Annotated in this window: 14 protein-coding genes; 10 read left to right on the top strand and 4 right to left on the bottom strand. The window is 47.6% G+C overall.

What is annotated here, in order from left to right:
- Positions 1 to 53 precede the first annotated feature (53 nt).
- Entirely contained in the window at positions 54 to 1,556 is a 1,503-nt protein-coding gene (cls, locus tag MY7_RS16055; protein ID WP_029325736.1) for a cardiolipin synthase, read from the top strand.
- An 80-nt stretch (positions 1,557 to 1,636) separates the two neighbouring features.
- Positions 1,637 to 3,364: an ABC transporter ATP-binding protein gene (locus MY7_RS16050; RefSeq protein WP_007614400.1), complete on the top strand. Its 1,728-nt coding sequence runs from the start codon at positions 1,637 to 1,639 to the stop codon at positions 3,362 to 3,364.
- Positions 3,365 to 3,429: 65 nt separating this feature from the next.
- On the opposite strand, the gene MY7_RS16045 is transcribed toward MY7_RS16050, so the two are convergent.
- The 3 genes from MY7_RS16045 to cls (MY7_RS16035) form a co-directional block, all read right to left on the bottom strand.
- Entirely contained in the window at positions 3,430 to 3,702 is a 273-nt protein-coding gene (locus MY7_RS16045) for a hypothetical protein (RefSeq protein WP_003151087.1), read from the bottom strand.
- 68 nt (positions 3,703 to 3,770) lie between these two features.
- Positions 3,771 to 4,733, bottom strand: coding sequence for a UV DNA damage repair endonuclease UvsE (gene uvsE, locus MY7_RS16040; protein WP_007614398.1), 963 nt, complete (start codon positions 4,731 to 4,733; stop codon positions 3,771 to 3,773).
- Positions 4,734 to 4,745: 12 nt separating this feature from the next.
- Positions 4,746 to 5,945 (bottom strand): cardiolipin synthase, encoded by a 1,200-nt coding sequence (gene cls / locus MY7_RS16035; RefSeq protein WP_029325735.1) that lies wholly within the window; start codon positions 5,943 to 5,945, stop codon positions 4,746 to 4,748.
- A gap of 138 nt (positions 5,946 to 6,083) precedes the next feature.
- On the opposite strand from cls (MY7_RS16035), the gene MY7_RS16030 reads away from it, so the two are divergent.
- The 3 genes from MY7_RS16030 to pyrG all read left to right on the top strand — a co-directional run bounded on the left by MY7_RS16030 (position 6,084) and on the right by pyrG (position 10,795).
- Positions 6,084 to 8,192 carry a heterodisulfide reductase-related iron-sulfur binding cluster gene (locus tag MY7_RS16030; protein WP_007614396.1) on the top strand — a complete coding sequence of 703 codons (2,109 nt, stop codon included), beginning with the start codon at positions 6,084 to 6,086 and terminating at the stop codon, positions 8,190 to 8,192.
- Positions 8,193 to 8,419: 227 nt separating this feature from the next.
- A complete protein-coding gene (rpoE, locus tag MY7_RS16025; protein WP_007614395.1) occupies positions 8,420 to 8,947 on the top strand; it encodes a DNA-directed RNA polymerase subunit delta in 528 nt (175 codons plus the stop codon).
- 240 nt (positions 8,948 to 9,187) lie between these two features.
- A complete protein-coding gene (gene pyrG, locus MY7_RS16020; RefSeq protein WP_007407615.1) occupies positions 9,188 to 10,795 on the top strand; it encodes a glutamine hydrolyzing CTP synthase in 1,608 nt (535 codons plus the stop codon).
- Between the two features lie 47 nt (positions 10,796 to 10,842).
- On the opposite strand, the gene MY7_RS16015 is transcribed toward pyrG, so the two are convergent.
- Complete coding sequence (locus MY7_RS16015; RefSeq protein WP_007614394.1) at positions 10,843 to 11,364, bottom strand: DUF2529 domain-containing protein; 522 nt, start codon at positions 11,362 to 11,364, stop codon at positions 10,843 to 10,845.
- Between the two features lie 164 nt (positions 11,365 to 11,528).
- Between MY7_RS16015 and spo0F the strand changes: the two genes are divergently transcribed.
- From spo0F to glpX, 5 genes are all read left to right on the top strand, one after another.
- On the top strand, positions 11,529 to 11,903 hold the full coding sequence (gene spo0F, locus MY7_RS16010; protein WP_012118670.1) for a sporulation initiation phosphotransferase Spo0F: 375 nt from the start codon (positions 11,529 to 11,531) through the stop codon (positions 11,901 to 11,903).
- 175 nt (positions 11,904 to 12,078) lie between these two features.
- The gene (locus MY7_RS16005) at positions 12,079 to 12,936 is read left to right on the top strand and encodes a class II fructose-bisphosphate aldolase (protein ID WP_003151102.1); all 858 of its coding nucleotides are present in this window, start codon (positions 12,079 to 12,081) and stop codon (positions 12,934 to 12,936) included.
- Positions 12,937 to 13,054: 118 nt separating this feature from the next.
- Positions 13,055 to 13,693, top strand: coding sequence for a fructose-6-phosphate aldolase (fsa, locus tag MY7_RS16000; RefSeq protein WP_007407613.1), 639 nt, complete (start codon positions 13,055 to 13,057; stop codon positions 13,691 to 13,693).
- Between the two features lie 309 nt (positions 13,694 to 14,002).
- On the top strand, positions 14,003 to 15,292 hold the full coding sequence (locus MY7_RS15990; protein WP_007407612.1) for a UDP-N-acetylglucosamine 1-carboxyvinyltransferase: 1,290 nt from the start codon (positions 14,003 to 14,005) through the stop codon (positions 15,290 to 15,292).
- Between the two features lie 33 nt (positions 15,293 to 15,325).
- Positions 15,326 to 16,291 (top strand): class II fructose-bisphosphatase, encoded by a 966-nt coding sequence (gene glpX / locus MY7_RS15985; protein ID WP_003151105.1) that lies wholly within the window; start codon positions 15,326 to 15,328, stop codon positions 16,289 to 16,291.
- Positions 16,292 to 16,323: the final 32 nt, after the last annotated feature.

Below are 16,323 nucleotides of genomic sequence, written 5' to 3'. Positions count from 1 at the left end.
GCCGGAAAACAGAGGGTATACAGAGATATCGGATCAGATGGGGGAGAGTCGGGATGCTGAAAAGGAGACTGGAATTTTGCTTTTTATATATGATGCTTATCGGAGCATATGTCATATGGTTTTTTCCGGTTTCCAGGCTTGAGTTTTACGGAGGGGTGCTTTGCTATGCAAGCATTATTTTGTTCAGCATCTATTCGTTAATTCTTGAAAACCGCACCTCGCAGCACACGCTGTTATGGATTCATATTCTTGTGTTTTTTCCGATCGCCGGGTACTTATTTTACCTTTTTTCCGGCCAGCTTTATGAAAAAGGCAAGCTTTTCAGGTCGAAACGTACATACAACCGGGAAAAGCTGAGAACGATATTTGATATGGAACAGACTCCCGATCTGACCGGGCTGAAAGGAAATCAGAAGCGTTTCTTTCAATATTCAATCAAGGCGTCCCATATGAATATCAATACAAAAAGCAGGCTGAAGGTGCTCAAAAACGGGGACGAAACATTTCCTGAGCTGTTTGAGGCGCTCCGGGAGGCCGCGTCATTTATACATATTGAGTATTACATGTTCAAATCAGACATGCTCGGGCACAAGATGATGGACATTATGATGGAAAAGGCGCGTCAAGGCGTGGAAGTGCGGTTTTTGTTCGACGCGGCCGGCAGCCTGAAGCTGGCCGGAAAAGATATTAAAAAACTGAAACGCGCGGGCGTGAACATCGTCCCGTTTCTGCCGCTGAAATACGGTTTTTTCAACCAAAAATTCAATTTCAGAAATCACCGCAAGATCGTCATCGTTGACGGGAAAACCGGTTTTGTCGGCGGGCTGAATGTCGGCAAGGAGTATATCGGCAAAGACCAAGATGTCGGCTTTTGGCGGGACACCCATATGAAAGTCGAAGGAGAAATCGTTCAGACGCTCCACAGCATTTTTATGCTTGATTGGGAATACGTTTCGGATGAGGTGCTGATTGATCAGAAAGCATACACCCGCCCGGTTGCGGCAGAAAGCGGCGGCGTCTATCAAGTCGTTCCGACGGGCCCCGATATGAAGGAGCGGATGAGCGATCTGTATTACGCCATGATAGCGGCGGCCGAATCGTCTGTATGGATCGCGACGCCTTATTTCGTACCGAATGAGCCGATCCGCACAGCGCTAAAGGAGGCTGCTGCCAGAGGCGTCCGGGTGCGTGTCATGGTGCCGGAAACCAATGACGGGTTTTTAACCCAGTACGCGACGAGATCGTATTTCCCCGAGCTTCTTCGCGAAGGAATCGAAGTCTATTCTTATCAAAAAGGCTTTATGCATCAAAAGGTGCTCATCACTGACGGAAACCTCGCCTCTGTCGGGACAGCGAATATGGACATGAGAAGCTTTCAGCTGAACTTTGAAGTCAATGTCTTTTTTACAGATCAAGAGGCGATCAAAGATCTTGAATCGCATTATCTGGAGGATATGAAGGAGTCTGAAAAAATCAGCCCCGTCCGTTTCTATAAGCGCACATTATGGGAAAGAACGAAGGAATCCTTCGCACGGTTATTTTCCGGCGTTTTATAAAAAACGCTTTTAAAACTCCTTGTGTATAGTATAATTGAGAAATATTATCATTAAGAACGAGGCACAAGGAGGACGGAATCGTGCTGCGACAATTTTTTTCTTATTATAAACCGTACAAAAAGCTGTTTTTTCTCGACTTCTTTTCTGCCATCGCCGGCGGATTGATGGAGCTGAGTTTTCCTCTGATTGTCAATTACTTTATCGATACATTGCTCCCGGGGCGGGATTGGAGTCTGATTATTTTGACTTCGGCGGCTTTATTCGGGGTCTACGCCCTCAGCTCGGCGCTTCAGTATGTTGTGACGTATTGGGGCCATATGCTCGGCATTAACATTGAAACCGATATGCGGAAAAAGCTTTTCGACCATCTGCAAAAGCTTTCGTTCAAATTTTACGATAACAACAAAACGGGCAGTTTAATGTCCAAGCTCACCAATGATTTGATGTATATCGGAGAAACCGCCCACCACGGACCTGAAGACCTGTTTATCGCGATTATGACGATTTTGGGCGCATTCGGTGTGATGCTGTTTATTAACTGGCAGCTTGCGCTGTTGACTTTTATCATTATGCCGGTCGTCATTTGGCTTGCTTTGTATTTTAATAAAAAAATGACCTCTGCGTTTACAAAACTGAACAAAGACGTCGGAGACTTCAGCGCGAGGGTTGAAAACAATATCGGCGGCATCCGTCTTGTTCAGGCTTTCAGCAATGAAGCGTTTGAAACGCAGCGGTTTGACGTGAACAATCAGCGTTTCCGCAAAACAAAGCTGACGTCATATAAAATCATGGCGAAAAACGGCTCGATCAGTTACATGCTGACAAGATTCGTCACGCTGTTCGTCCTGTTGTGCGGGACATGGTTCGTGATCCGCGGATCGCTATCTTACGGGGAATTCGTCGCTTTTGTGCTGCTGACGAACGTTCTGTTCCGTCCGATTGATAAAATCAACGCGATTATTGAGATGTATCCGAGAGGCATTGCCGGTTTTAAAAGCTTTATAGAAATACTGGAAACGGAGCCTGATATCAAGGACGCCCCGAACGCGAGACATGTGTCCGGTTTAAAAGGGAATATCCGTTATGATCGTGTGTCATTCGGTTACGAAGAAAACAGTCCGGTTCTGTCGGGAATCAATTTGTCCATTCATGCCGGGGAGACAGTCGCATTCGTCGGGCCTTCGGGAGCGGGAAAATCAACGCTGACAAGTCTGCTGCCGCGCTTTTATGAGCCGTCTGAAGGCGTGATTTCCATCGACGGAATCGATATTAAGGACATGACGCTGTCATCTCTGCGCGGACAAATCGGCGTCGTCCAGCAGGATGTCTTTCTGTTTTCCGGCACATTGCGGGAAAACATTGCTTACGGGCGGCTGGACGCGTCTGAGGAAGAAATCTGGCAGGCCGTCCGCCAGGCGCATTTAGAGGATTTGGTAAACGGGTATCCCGACGGTTTAAACACGGTGATCGGCGAGCGCGGCGTGAAGCTGTCAGGCGGGCAGAAGCAGCGGCTTTCCATCGCCAGAATGTTTTTGAAAAACCCGTCGATCTTAATTTTAGACGAGGCTACATCAGCCCTCGATACAGAAACGGAAGCCGCCATTCAAAAATCGCTGCAAGAGCTGTCTGAAGGACGCACAACGCTTGTGATCGCCCATCGGCTGGCTACGATTAAGGATGCGGACCGGATCGTCGTCGTCACGAAAGAAGGCATTGCTGAACAAGGTCATCATAAGGAACTGCTGGCATCCGGCGGCATGTACCAGAGACTCCATCAGGCCCAATTCGGCGAGCTGATACATCAATAAAAGAAAAAGGATAGACAAAAGGGGCCGGGCAGCCTCCTGTCTATCCTTTTTTATGTAGTCCGTATTTAATGGGCTTCTTTTTGCGCGGGTTCGATGATATGTTTGAAACGGTCAACAAGCTGCACCGCCTTCTTTCCTTCCACTACAATTAAATATTCTTGTTCTTTATGAGCCATTCTGAACGTTTCCAGCTCAATGATATCTTTGATCTTGCACATCGTTTTTTTAGAGTAGATATACAGCTCGTGGCCTCCCGTGTGGCAAAGCTGATAAAGCTGAAGCATGTTTCGTAAAGTGAACTTCTTAGCGGCTATTTTCAAAGATGTAATGTTTTTCATATGTTTTCTCCTCCGTCTGATGGTCTGTTATTTCGGAAATTCCCCATATAAACGGGTGATAAACCTGGTTATGCCTTCCACTTCAGCACTCCGCCCGCCAGGCGTTTGACTCCGCGGATGGCGCTTAATTCTTCGACGAGCCGGAGCAGCGCCCGGTCTTTCTCTTTCGCCTCAATCATAAAATCGATGTCCGTATCCCATTGTCTGAACCGCTCCAGCACCGGCAGAATAAAATTCGCATCCACATAGTCCGCATGACTGCGTACGGCTGATTCTGATTTTGGCGAGGAGAGATGGACCTTCGGCTTTAAGCCGATCCGCTGCCATGTTTTGATCATCCGCGGAAGAATGTCATCTAAATCAGCGTCATCGGTCGGATTGGCGTAAAAATGGTGATAATCAAACACAAACGGAATGCCTTCTTGCTCACATACACTGAGTGTTTCCTCGGACGTATATGTTTTATCATCGTTTTCTAAAGTCATCCGCTGTTTGATGACATCGGGAAGTTCTTTCAGATTCACGCGGAAACGGCCAAGGGCGCTTTGTTTGTCACCGTAAGCGCCTCCGACATGGATGTTGATGACGGAACGGTCCGCGATGCCCATTGCGTCCAGCATGTCATAATGATAGGCCATATCCTTGACCGCATTTGCGGTAATCTCCTGTTTCGGGCTTGTAAAAAGCGTGAATTGGTTCGGATGAAAGCTCGTTCTCAGGTTATATTTTCTGACCAGCCCGCCGATCTCACGGAACTCCTGACGAAACGGCGTAACAAAATCCCACAGCACGTCCGGGTGGGTGGCGAGCGGCACAATCGAGCTTGAGAACCTGTACAGCGGGATGCCGTGGCTGATCACATAGTGGATCGTGCGCAGCGTATTGGTAAGATTTGCTTTCGTCACAGAAAGCAGGGCCTCTTTCTGCTGACTGCGGGAAAGCTTGGTATAGCGCGCATATGTCAAGGTTTTTGCGGGTGACACGTCCCAAAGGCACATGGCGTTTGCGACGAATCCGAATCTGAACAGCATATGGTTTCTCCTTTATAAAAAGTAAGATATGGCCTTTCCAAGCCATTCTGCAGGAAGCTGTCTGACGGAGCGCTGTTTCACTTTTTCTAATGTGAGAAGCTCGGATTTTTCGATGTCCTGCTTTATGGTTGAAAGCACTTCCTTTGTAAAGGCTTCATCATGAATGATGACATTCACCTCTTCATTCCAGAACAGGCTCCGTTTATCAAAATTCGGCGTGCCGATAATGCTGATGCGGTCATCTATAATGAAGGCTTTGACATGATAAAAGCCTTGATAATACCGATAGATGAGGCAGCCGGCCTTCAGAAGCTCGGGATAATAGGTAAAAGCTGTTTCCCGAACGAGCGGGTGGTCTGATTTCATCGGAACGATCAAGATGACTTTGACGCCTTTTCGGCAGGCTGAAATAAGCGCTTCCTGAAGCTTTTTGCTCGGTACATAATAAGGCGTGCCGATAATGATTTTTTTCTCCGCCTTACGGATGCAGTTTTCATAATGCGATTCAAGCGAAAAACCGTCAGATGCATATGTCCTATGAGAAATATTCCCTTCGGATAACACCGGATAAACCCCGGGTGATCCGGGTGCTTTTCCGGTGTTTCGTTTCAGATCGCTTACAAAAAGAGTCTGAAGATCCGCCGTGCCTTCGCCGGTCATCCGCAGGTGATAATCCTCCCAGTTTCCGAACTTCGCTTTTTTGCCGAGGTACTCTTCAGCGATATTAAAACCGCCGACATACCCGATTTTGCCGTCAATGACGGTCACTTTCCGGTGATTCCGTTTTTGCAGCCTGAAAAAAAGAAACGGAAATGCCGGTTTATTTAGAAAATGAACGTGAACGCCGGCTTTTTTCATCGTTTGAATGGAAGGCTTTTTCACTTGGCGGCTGCCCGCCCAATCGAGCAGCAGATATACGGAGACGCCGGCCTGGGCCTTTTCTTTCAATAAATCAAACATCTCATGGCTGACTTGGTCGTTCTTCATAATAAAAAACATCATATGAATAGAAGAGACGGCTTGGCGGATATCGGCCGTCATCTGCCGCACAAGCTCGCTGCCGCAGTGAATGAGTGTGATATCACTCTTTTTCGGGTCAAAAACGGGCTCATACGCCTGTTTTTTGTACGCCGCCCGGCCAAGCAGCATATCAAGCAGCATAAGTGCGATCAATATGATAAAAATGACAAGCAACACAAAAATGACATTCATACCGACGCTCCTTTCCGAAGTATTCGTAGTGTGCCCTGAGAATGTGAATTTAATTATTGACTGAACACTCATTCATTATTTATGATAAAGTAAAGATATGACAATGAAGAGGGGTATCAGAACAAAGGGGGAGACAAGATGAACGCATTTCTCATGGTAAACGCGCTGCTGTTTTCAGCTGTAACCGCTTACGCCGTTTATTTATTCGTTTACCTGATCAGAACGAGGATCGCTTATATTAAGCTCGGCCAAAGGGAAGAATTTGATAAACGCCTGAAAGAACGTCTTCAGAAGATATGGGTGAATGTGTTCGGACAGAAAAAACTGCTGAAAGATAAAAAGAGCGGAATCATCCACGTTCTGTTTTTTTACGGTTTTATACTCGTTCAGTTCGGCGCAATTGATTTTATTCTGAAAGGGCTGCTTCCTGACCGCCATCTGCCGTTCGGTCCGCTTTATCCGGCGTTTACCTTTTTTCAGGAAATCGTTACGTTTCTGATTTTAATCGCCGTAGTCTGGGCGTTTTACCGGCGCTACATTGAAAAGCTCGTCAGACTGAAACGCGGGTTTAAAGCGGGGCTTGTCCTGCTGTTTATCGGCGGACTGATGGTGACGGTGCTTCTCGGGAACGCCATGAACCTTTTATGGCACGATCATTCTCTGTCTTGGACGGAGCCGATCGCTTCCTCTATTGCGTTTGTGCTCGGCGGTCTTTCAGCGCCGGCGGCCGCCGCCGTGTTTTATGTTTCATGGTGGCTTCATCTGTTGTTTTTGCTCAGCTTTTTAGTGTACGTGCCGCAATCAAAGCATGCGCACTTAATTGCGGGTCCGGCGAATGTGTTCCTCAGCAGGCTTGATCCAAAAGGAAAGCTGGAAAAAATCGATTTCACCGATGAGACGAAAGAAAGCTACGGCGTCGGAAAGATTGAAGACTTCCGCCGCTCTCAGCTTGTCGACCTATACGCCTGCGTCGAATGCGGCCGCTGTACAAATATGTGTCCGGCCTCCGGTACGGGCAAGATGCTCTCGCCGATGGACCTCATTTTAAAGCTCAGAGACCATTTGACGGAGAAAGGCGCTGCCGTGACGTCAAAATCTCCGTGGGTGCCCGCGCCCGTTTTTCAGCACACGAAGGCGAATCAGCTCGCCGCGGCTTCCTCAGGGGGAGGATCGCGTGAAGCGGCGGCAGCCATTGATTACAACCCGAGCTTAATCGGTGAGGTCATCACGGAAGAGGAGATTTGGGCGTGCACCACTTGCCGCAACTGTGAAGATCAATGTCCGGTCATGAATGAACACGTTGATAAAATTATTGATCTGCGCCGCTATCTTGTGCTTACGGAAGGGAAGATGGACAGCGACGCGCAGCGGGCCATGACAAGCATTGAAAGACAGGGAAACCCGTGGGGCTTAAACCGGAAAGAGCGGGAGAACTGGCGGGAGCAGGCCGATACAGAGATTCCGACAGTGAAAGAAATGAAAAAACAAGACAAAGAGTTCGACTATTTGTTTTGGGTCGGCTCAATGGGTTCCTACGATAACAGGAGCCAAAAGATTGCCGTCTCATTTGCAAAGCTGCTTAATGAAGCGGGCGTATCCTTTGCGATTCTCGGCAATAAGGAAAAAAACTCAGGCGATACGCCGCGCCGTTTGGGTAACGAGTTTCTGTTCCAAGAGCTGGCGGAACACAACATCGGCGAATTTGAAAAACACGGGATCAAAAAAATCGTCACGATTGATCCGCACGCCTATAATATGTTCAAAAATGAATATCCTGATTTCGGATTCCGGGCCGAAGTCTATCATCATACTGAATTATTAGCCGAGCTTGTGTCACAGGGGAGACTAAAACCGCTTCACCCGGTGAATGAAACGATTACCTTCCATGACTCGTGCTATTTAGGAAGATACAATGAAGTGTATGAGCCGCCGAGAGCGATCTTAAAAGCCATTCCGGGCGTTCAATTGAAGGAAATGGAGCGCAGCCGCGAAAACGGGATGTGCTGCGGCGCCGGGGGAGGGCTCATGTGGATGGAAGAAGAAACGGGAGCGAGAATCAACACGGCCCGGACTGAGCAGGCGCTTTCTGTCAGTCCGACGGTCATCAGCTCCGGATGTCCTTACTGTCTGACCATGCTCGGTGACGGTACGAAAGCGAAAGAAGCCGAAGACGCGGTCGGCACTTATGATGTCAGTGAATTGCTCGCCATGTCTGTATTCGGCGCCGAAAAACAAGAGTCTTTATAGAAAGAAGCGGGCCGCCAGCGCATATGCCGGCGGCTTTGTTTTCGCACATCAGCCGATTTATGAAGGGACGGCTCTAAAATTTCTTAAATTACGCTGTTAAGGGTAGCATATTCTGTTTTAATTTGTTTATAATGAGAGGTATGGTTTATGAACAAAACAATACAAATTCGTTCTTATTATAGGATAGAAACAGATACATATAAGTAATAGAAAGGGAGTGTCCGACCTTGAGTATCAAACAATATTCTCAGGAACAGCTGAAGCAGATGGCTTTAGTTGAAATCGCTCACGAAATTTTCTCAGAACATAAAAAACCGGTTCCGTTCCAGGAGCTGCTGAATGAAATGATCTCCTTGCTCGGTGTTACGAAAGAGGAACTGGGCGACCGTATCGCCCAATTTTATACAGACCTGAACATTGACGGCCGTTTTATTGCTCTGTCAGACCAGACGTGGGGGCTTCGCAGCTGGTATCCGTACGATCAGCTGGACGAAGAAACACAGCCGACTGTAAAAGCGAAAAAGAAAAAAGCGAAAAAAGTCGTTGAGGAAGATCTCGACCTTGATGAATTCGAGGAAGTTGATGAAGATGACATCGATCTCGATGAAATAGAAGAAGATATTGACCTTGACGCAGACAGCTTCGACGACGAAGATATCGATGAAGAAGATGACGACGAGCTTGAGATCGAAGAAGAGATGATTGAAGAAGATGAGGAAGATTATGATGATGAGGAAGAGGAACGCAAAGACTGATTTTATATCAGCAAAACGATCTTGACTTTCATTGTCGAACTATGTAGTATGTATTTTGGGCTCTTCAAAAAGAAGAGAATTCATAAGAGTGCTACGCTCCCTTTCAAGAAATTGAAAGGGAGCTTTCTTATTTTCATCTCCCAAATTCTTTTACACATCATTTGTTTTTAGTGAAATGATTTTCTATAAAACGGCACATTTTAAGGAATGTAGCGCAGACCGAAGAGAGGAGCAAACGAAATGACGAAATATATTTTTGTAACCGGGGGAGTTGTATCATCACTCGGAAAAGGAATTGTGGCTGCGTCACTTGGCCGCCTTTTGAAAAACAGAGGCATGAGCGTCACTATCCAAAAATTTGACCCTTATATCAACGTTGACCCGGGAACGATGAGCCCGTACCAGCACGGTGAGGTATTCGTTACCGATGACGGCGCTGAGACTGACCTTGACTTAGGGCATTATGAGCGTTTCATTGACATTAATCTGAACAGATTCAGCAACGTGACGACCGGTAAAATCTATTCCGCCGTATTGAAAAAAGAGCGCCGCGGGGACTACCTCGGCGGAACGGTTCAGGTTATTCCGCATATCACAAATGAACTGAAAGACCGCGTGTACCGTGCAGGCAAAGAAACAAACGCAGATGTAGTCATTACTGAGATCGGCGGAACAGTGGGAGACATCGAATCCCTTCCGTTCCTTGAAGCCATCCGTCAAATGAAAAGCGACATCGGCCATGAAAACGTGATGTACATTCACTGTACGCTTGTTCCGTACATCAAAGCGGCGGGCGAGCTGAAAACAAAGCCGACGCAGCACAGCGTAAAAGAGCTGAGAAGCCTCGGTATTCAGCCTAATATCATCGTCGTGCGCACGGAAATGCCGATTTCTCAAGATATGAAAGATAAAATCGCGCTCTTCTGCGATATTGACACGAAAGCGGTCATCGAGTGCGAAGATGCGGACAACCTTTACTCCATCCCGCTTAACCTTCAGGAGCAGGGACTCGATAAGCTTGTCTGCGATCATATGAAATTAGAATGCAAAGACCCGGATATGACGGAATGGAAAGACCTTGTCACGAAAGTGAAAAACTTGTCTAAAACCATTACAATCAGCCTCGTCGGTAAATACGTCGAGCTTCAGGACGCTTACATTTCAGTCGTTGAATCACTGCGCCACGCCGGCTATGCGTTTGACGCTGATGTGAAGATCAAATGGATTAACGCCGAAGAAGTGACAGAAAGCAATATTCAAGAGCTGACTAGCGGCACAGACGGAATCATCGTGCCCGGCGGTTTCGGAGACCGCGGCGTAGAAGGGAAAATCATCGCCGCCAAGTATGCGCGTGAGAATAAAATTCCGTTCTTCGGCATCTGCCTCGGTATGCAGATTGCATCCATTGAATATGCGCGAAACGTATTAGGTCTGGAAGGGGCTCACTCTGCGGAGATTGATCCGTCCACTCCTTATCCGATCATCGACCTTCTGCCAGAACAAAAAGATGTCGAGGATCTTGGAGGAACGCTTCGTCTCGGACTGTACCCTTGTAAGCTTCAGGAAGACACGAAAGCCTTCGAAGCGTATGCGGATGAAGTGGTATACGAACGCCACCGCCACCGTTATGAATTCAACAACGAATACAGACAGCAAATGGAAGAGAACGGTTTTGTGTTCTCAGGAACAAGCCCTGACGGCCGTCTTGTGGAAATCATCGAGCTGAAAGACCATCCTTGGTATGTCGCTTGCCAGTTCCACCCTGAGTTCAAATCAAGACCGACAAGACCTCAGCCTTTATTCAAAGACTTTATCGGCGCTTCCGTACAAGCTGCAGAACAGAAGTAATAAAAAAAGACTTGCCTCCTTTAAAAGCGGCAAGTCTTTTTTCTGCATCAGGCATATTCCTGCATCATTTCCTTTAACGTAAAGGACAGTGCGTGATAGACATACAGGCCTGTCATTAATGAAGGAAAGCCGTATCTTGTCCCGTCTTCATCAGGCAGAAGCGGCATTTTTAATTTGCTGTCAATATGAACATCACAAAATGCCTCAATCCCGGTTTGATCTTTGATGACAGGAGATACGCCAACGAGGCCGATCCCTTTTTCATAAAGCTTTTGAGCCAGCGCCTGTTCTTCAGCCGTGCCCGGACCTGAACAAAACATCAGCACCCTGTCGCTTTCTGTAATCGAATCAGCTGTATCCGGAAACGCTTTGACGGAAGGCATCGGTTCTGAGCCGAGTTCCGCCTCGCACAAAATGCCCTGCATCTCATTTGCGCCGTATAAATAAATGGTATGACCGCTGACGGCTGCCTGCGCCAGCAGGCGCGCGCCGTCTTCTATTGCTTCGGATTCCTTATCCTGAATGCGGGAAAAAATGCCTGCAAGCTGCGTCGTAAATATCTTTAACATGAGTGAAACCTCCTTTACACATACAAGAACAGTATACAACAAAAGAGAAAATGCTCAGAAAATGTCGGAAAGTAGACTATTATAATTAAAGGAAATGTGAAAATCAAACAGAATACATAAACAACTGCTTCCTTTTGACGAAAATGATAATATTGGGGTGTAAAATGATGAATGAAAAGATTTTAATCGTAGATGACCAATACGGTATACGCATATTGCTCAATGAAGTGTTTCATAAAGAAGGGTACCAGACGTTTCAGGCCGCCAACGGCATACAGGCGCTGGACATCGTAACGAAAGAACGGCCCGATCTCGTGCTTTTAGATATGAAAATCCCCGGCATGGACGGAATCGAAATTCTCAAGCGCATGAAGATGATTGACGAATCCATCCGCGTCATTATCATGACCGCTTACGGAGAACTCGATATGATTAAGGAATCAAAAGAGCTCGGAGCGCTGACCCATTTTGCGAAACCTTTTGACATTGATGAGATCAGAGACGCGGTGAAAAAATATTTACCTCTAAAATCGAATTAATAAAATTAGAAACAATTATGTCATTGTGTTGCCGATTTGTCGAAAAGTTGGTATCCTAGAGATGGAGAAAAAGCGATCTGTTGTTTTACATATGACAGGTTTTTATGGTCATGCTATAGGTGGAAAGCTTTTTTCGAGAAGAAGCAAATCAGGCTACATAAGGAGGACTTTCGACATGCCTTTAGTTTCAATGACGGAAATGTTGAATACAGCTAAAGAAAAAGGATATGCTGTTGGACAATTTAACTTAAATAACCTTGAGTTCACTCAAGCTATTTTACAAGCAGCAGAAGAGGAAAAATCCCCGGTTATTCTTGGTGTTTCAGAAGGCGCGGGACGCTACATGGGCGGCTTCAAAACAGTGGTTGCCATGGTTAAAGCTCTTATGGAAGAATACAAAGTGACAGTTCCTGTCGCCATTCACTTAGACCACGGTTCAAGCTTTGAATCTTGTGCGAAAGCGATTCATGCAGGTTTCACTTCTGTAATGATCGACGCATCTCACCACCCGTTTGAGGAAAACGTAGCAACTACAGCTAAAGTGGTTGAGCTTGCTCATTTCCACGGCGTTTCAGTTGAAGCTGAGCTTGGAACTGTAGGCGGACAGGAAGATGACGTGATCGCTGAAGGCGTAATCTATGCTGACCCTAAAGAGTGTCAAGAACTTGTAGAGCGCACTGGCATCGACTGCCTTGCACCTGCACTGGGTTCTGTTCACGGTCCTTACAAAGGCGAACCGAACCTCGGTTTCAAAGAAATGGAAGATATCGGCAAATCAACCGGCCTTCCGTTAGTACTTCACGGCGGTACAGGAATTCCGACTGCCGACATTAAAAAATCAATCTCACTTGGTACGGCTAAAATCAACGTAAACACTGAAAACCAAATTTCTTCTGCAAAAGCTGTCCGCGAAACATTGGCAGCTAAGCCGAACGAATACGATCCTCGTAAATATCTTGGACCTGCTCGTGAAGCGATCAAAGAAACGGTTATCGGCAAAATGCGTGAGTTCGGTTCTTCAAACCAAGCTTAATCCAATGTAACATCCATAAACCGCCTGACAGCATTGACAGGCGGTTTTATGTCTTACCTTTAGAAAGCGCAATCATGTTTTACAGTTCTGAAAATTTATTACTGGGGAGGCTTTCCTTATGTTATTTTTCATTGATACAGCAAACATTGACGAGATTAAAGAAGCTTATGAACTTGGCGTTCTTGCCGGAGTTACGACAAACCCTAGTTTAGTGGCGAAAGAAGCTGACGTGTCTTTCCATGACAGACTTCGTGAGATTACGGAAGTCGTGAGCGGATCAGTAAGCGCGGAAGTCATTTCCCTGAATGCTGAAGAGATGATTGAAGAAGGTAAAGAACTTGCGAAAATCGCACCGAATATCACGGTGAAAATCCCGATGACGTCTGAAGGGTTAAAAGCCGTAAAAGCGCTGAGCGACCTGAACATTAAAACAAACGTAACGCTCATCTTCAGTGCCAACCAGGCGCTTTTGGCGGCAAGAGCCGGAGCGACTTATGTATCTCCGTTCTTAGGCCGTCTGGATGACATCGGCCATAACGGTCTTGAACTGATTTCAGAAATAAGACAGATTTTTGACATTCATGATATTGATACACAAATCATCGCAGCTTCCATCCGTCATGCGCAGCACGTGACTGAAGCCGCTTTACGCGGTGCGCATATCGGTACGATGCCGCTTAAAGTCATTCACCAGCTGGCGAAACATCCGTTAACGGATAAAGGCATCGAGCAATTCTTGGCAGACTGGAATAAATAAGGGTGAAAAGGGCGGCAAACCGGTTGCATCCGTTTGCCGCACCCTTATGTTTTCCTGTTTGGCAGCGGGCCTTCAGTATCAAAGTGAAGAGTGTGTTTCCCCGGAATGTGAACCCGGCGGGCCTCTGTGCATCCTGTGTTAAAAATGCCCCGCAAAGCTTCGCTATTTTCTTCCTGTTATTTTATAATGTCCTTGTATTCTTTCTCTTCGAATTGGCTACATTTTGGACAAGAGCTTTATTTGCAGAGACAGAATAAAATGCCATTTTATTTACGCTCCGCAGCTATCTTCTTATGGAAGGAGACTATCATGGAAAAGTTGAATATTGCCGGCGGCGATCCGTTAAACGGAACCGTACATATCAGCGGTGCGAAAAACAGCGCCGTCGCATTGATACCCGCAACCATTCTGGCAAATTCCGAAGTAACGATCGAAGGGCTTCCGGAGATCTCAGATATTGAAACGCTGCGTGACCTGCTGAAAGAAATCGGCGGAAACGTCCATTTTGAAAAAGGAGAAATGGTCGTCGACCCTTCCCCGATGATCAGCATGCCGCTTCCCAACGGCAAAGTGAAAAAACTCCGCGCTTCCTATTACTTAATGGGCGCGATGCTGGGCCGCTTCAAACAGGCGGTCATCGGACTGCCGGGCGGATGCCATCTCGGGCCGCGGCCGATTGACCAGCACATCAAAGGGTTTGAAGCGCTTGGGGCGGAAGTCACCAATGAACAAGGCGCGATTTATCTGCGCGCCGAAAGGCTGAGAGGCGCACGGATTTATTTAGATGTCGTCAGCGTCGGAGCGACGATCAATATCATGCTTGCCGCTGTACTGGCTGAAGGTAAAACCGTGATAGAAAACGCCGCCAAGGAACCTGAGATTATTGATGTTGCCACATTGCTCACCAGCATGGGCGCAAAGATCAAAGGCGCGGGAACCAATGTAATCAGAATCGACGGCGTAAAAGAGCTGCACGGATGCAGGCATACGATCATTCCGGACAGAATTGAGGCGGGCACCTTTATGATCGCCGGCGCCGCGATGGGGAAAGAAGTCATTATTGATAATGTCATACCGACTCACCTGGAGTCATTAACGGCGAAGCTCAGGGAAATGGGTTTTCACATTGAGACGAGTGACGATCAGCTTCTTATGCTCGGCGGGCAGAAGCAGATAAAACCGGTCGACGTAAAAACGCTTGTTTACCCGGGATTCCCGACTGATCTTCAGCAGCCGATGACATCTCTGTTAACGAGAGCCAGCGGCACGAGCGTCGTAACCGACACCATCTACTCGGCCCGATTTAAACATATAGATGAGCTGAGACGGATGGGGGCCAACATGAAAGTGGAAGGCAGGTCGGCCATTATCACAGGTCCGGCCGAGCTTCAGGGCGCAAAAGTAAAGGCGAGCGATCTGCGTGCAGGCGCTTGTCTGGTCGTCGCCGGGCTCATGGCTGACGGCGTAACCGAAATTACCGGTCTCGAGCATTTAGACCGCGGCTACAGCAATCTTGAGAAAAAACTCGAAGGTCTGGGCGCCACAATCTGGCGGCAAAGACTGACGGACGAAGAGATAGAACAGCTCCAAAATTCATAGAAATGCGGACTTTTGAGAGGAGATCGTGTTGAAATGGAAAGAAGTTTATCGATGGAATTGGTTCGAGTCACTGAAGCGGCGGCTTTAGCATCTGCCAGATGGATGGGCCGCGGGAAAAAAGATGAAGCTGATGATGCGGCGACAAGTGCAATGCGTGACGTGTTTGACACGGTGCCGATGAAAGGCACGGTCGTAATCGGGGAAGGCGAGATGGATGAAGCGCCGATGCTTTACATCGGCGAAAAGCTCGGAAACGGATACGGCCCGCGCGTCGATGTCGCCGTCGATCCTCTTGAAGGCACAAACATCGTAGCGAGCGGCGGCTGGAATGCGTTGACGGTGATCGCGGTCGCCGACCATGGAACATTGCTGAACGCCCCGGATATGTATATGGAAAAAATCGCGGTCGGTCCTGAAGCGGTAGGCTGCATCGATATCGAAGCGCCTGTCATTGATAACTTAAAAGCCGTTGCGAAAGCGAAAAACAAAGACATTGAAGATGTCGTGGCAACCATTTTAAATCGTGACAGACACGAAAAAATCATCTCTGAATTGCGTGAGGCGGGCGCCAGAATCAAACTGATCAACGACGGTGATGTCGCGGGCGCCATCAATACGGCCTTTGACCATACGGGAGTAGACATTCTCTTCGGTTCAGGCGGGGCTCCTGAAGGCGTGCTGTCTGCCGTTGCGTTAAAAGCGCTCGGCGGCGAAATCATCGGCAGGCTTTTGCCGCAAAGTGCGGAAGAGCAGGCCCGCTGTGAGCGAATGGGCCTTGATGTATCCAAAGTGCTCCGGATGGAGGACCTTGTGAGAGGGGATGACGCCATTTTTGCCGCAACGGGCGTCACGGACGGAGAGCTGCTGAAAGGCGTTCAGTTCAAAGGCTCCGTCGGTACGACTGAAAGTCTGGTCATCCGTGCGAAATCAGGAACGGTCCGATTCGTTGACGGAAGACACAGCCTGAAGAAAAAACCAAATCTTGTGATCCGGCCATAAATAGAGAAAAGCGGGACGGAAAGTCCCGCTTT

The organism is Bacillus sp. 5B6 (genome assembly GCF_000259405.1).
GTDB classification, from domain to species: Bacteria; Bacillota; Bacilli; order Bacillales; family Bacillaceae; genus Bacillus; species Bacillus velezensis.
The sequence above is the reverse complement of the archived record's forward strand: the minus strand, read 5'-3'. Positions and strand labels throughout refer to the sequence as shown.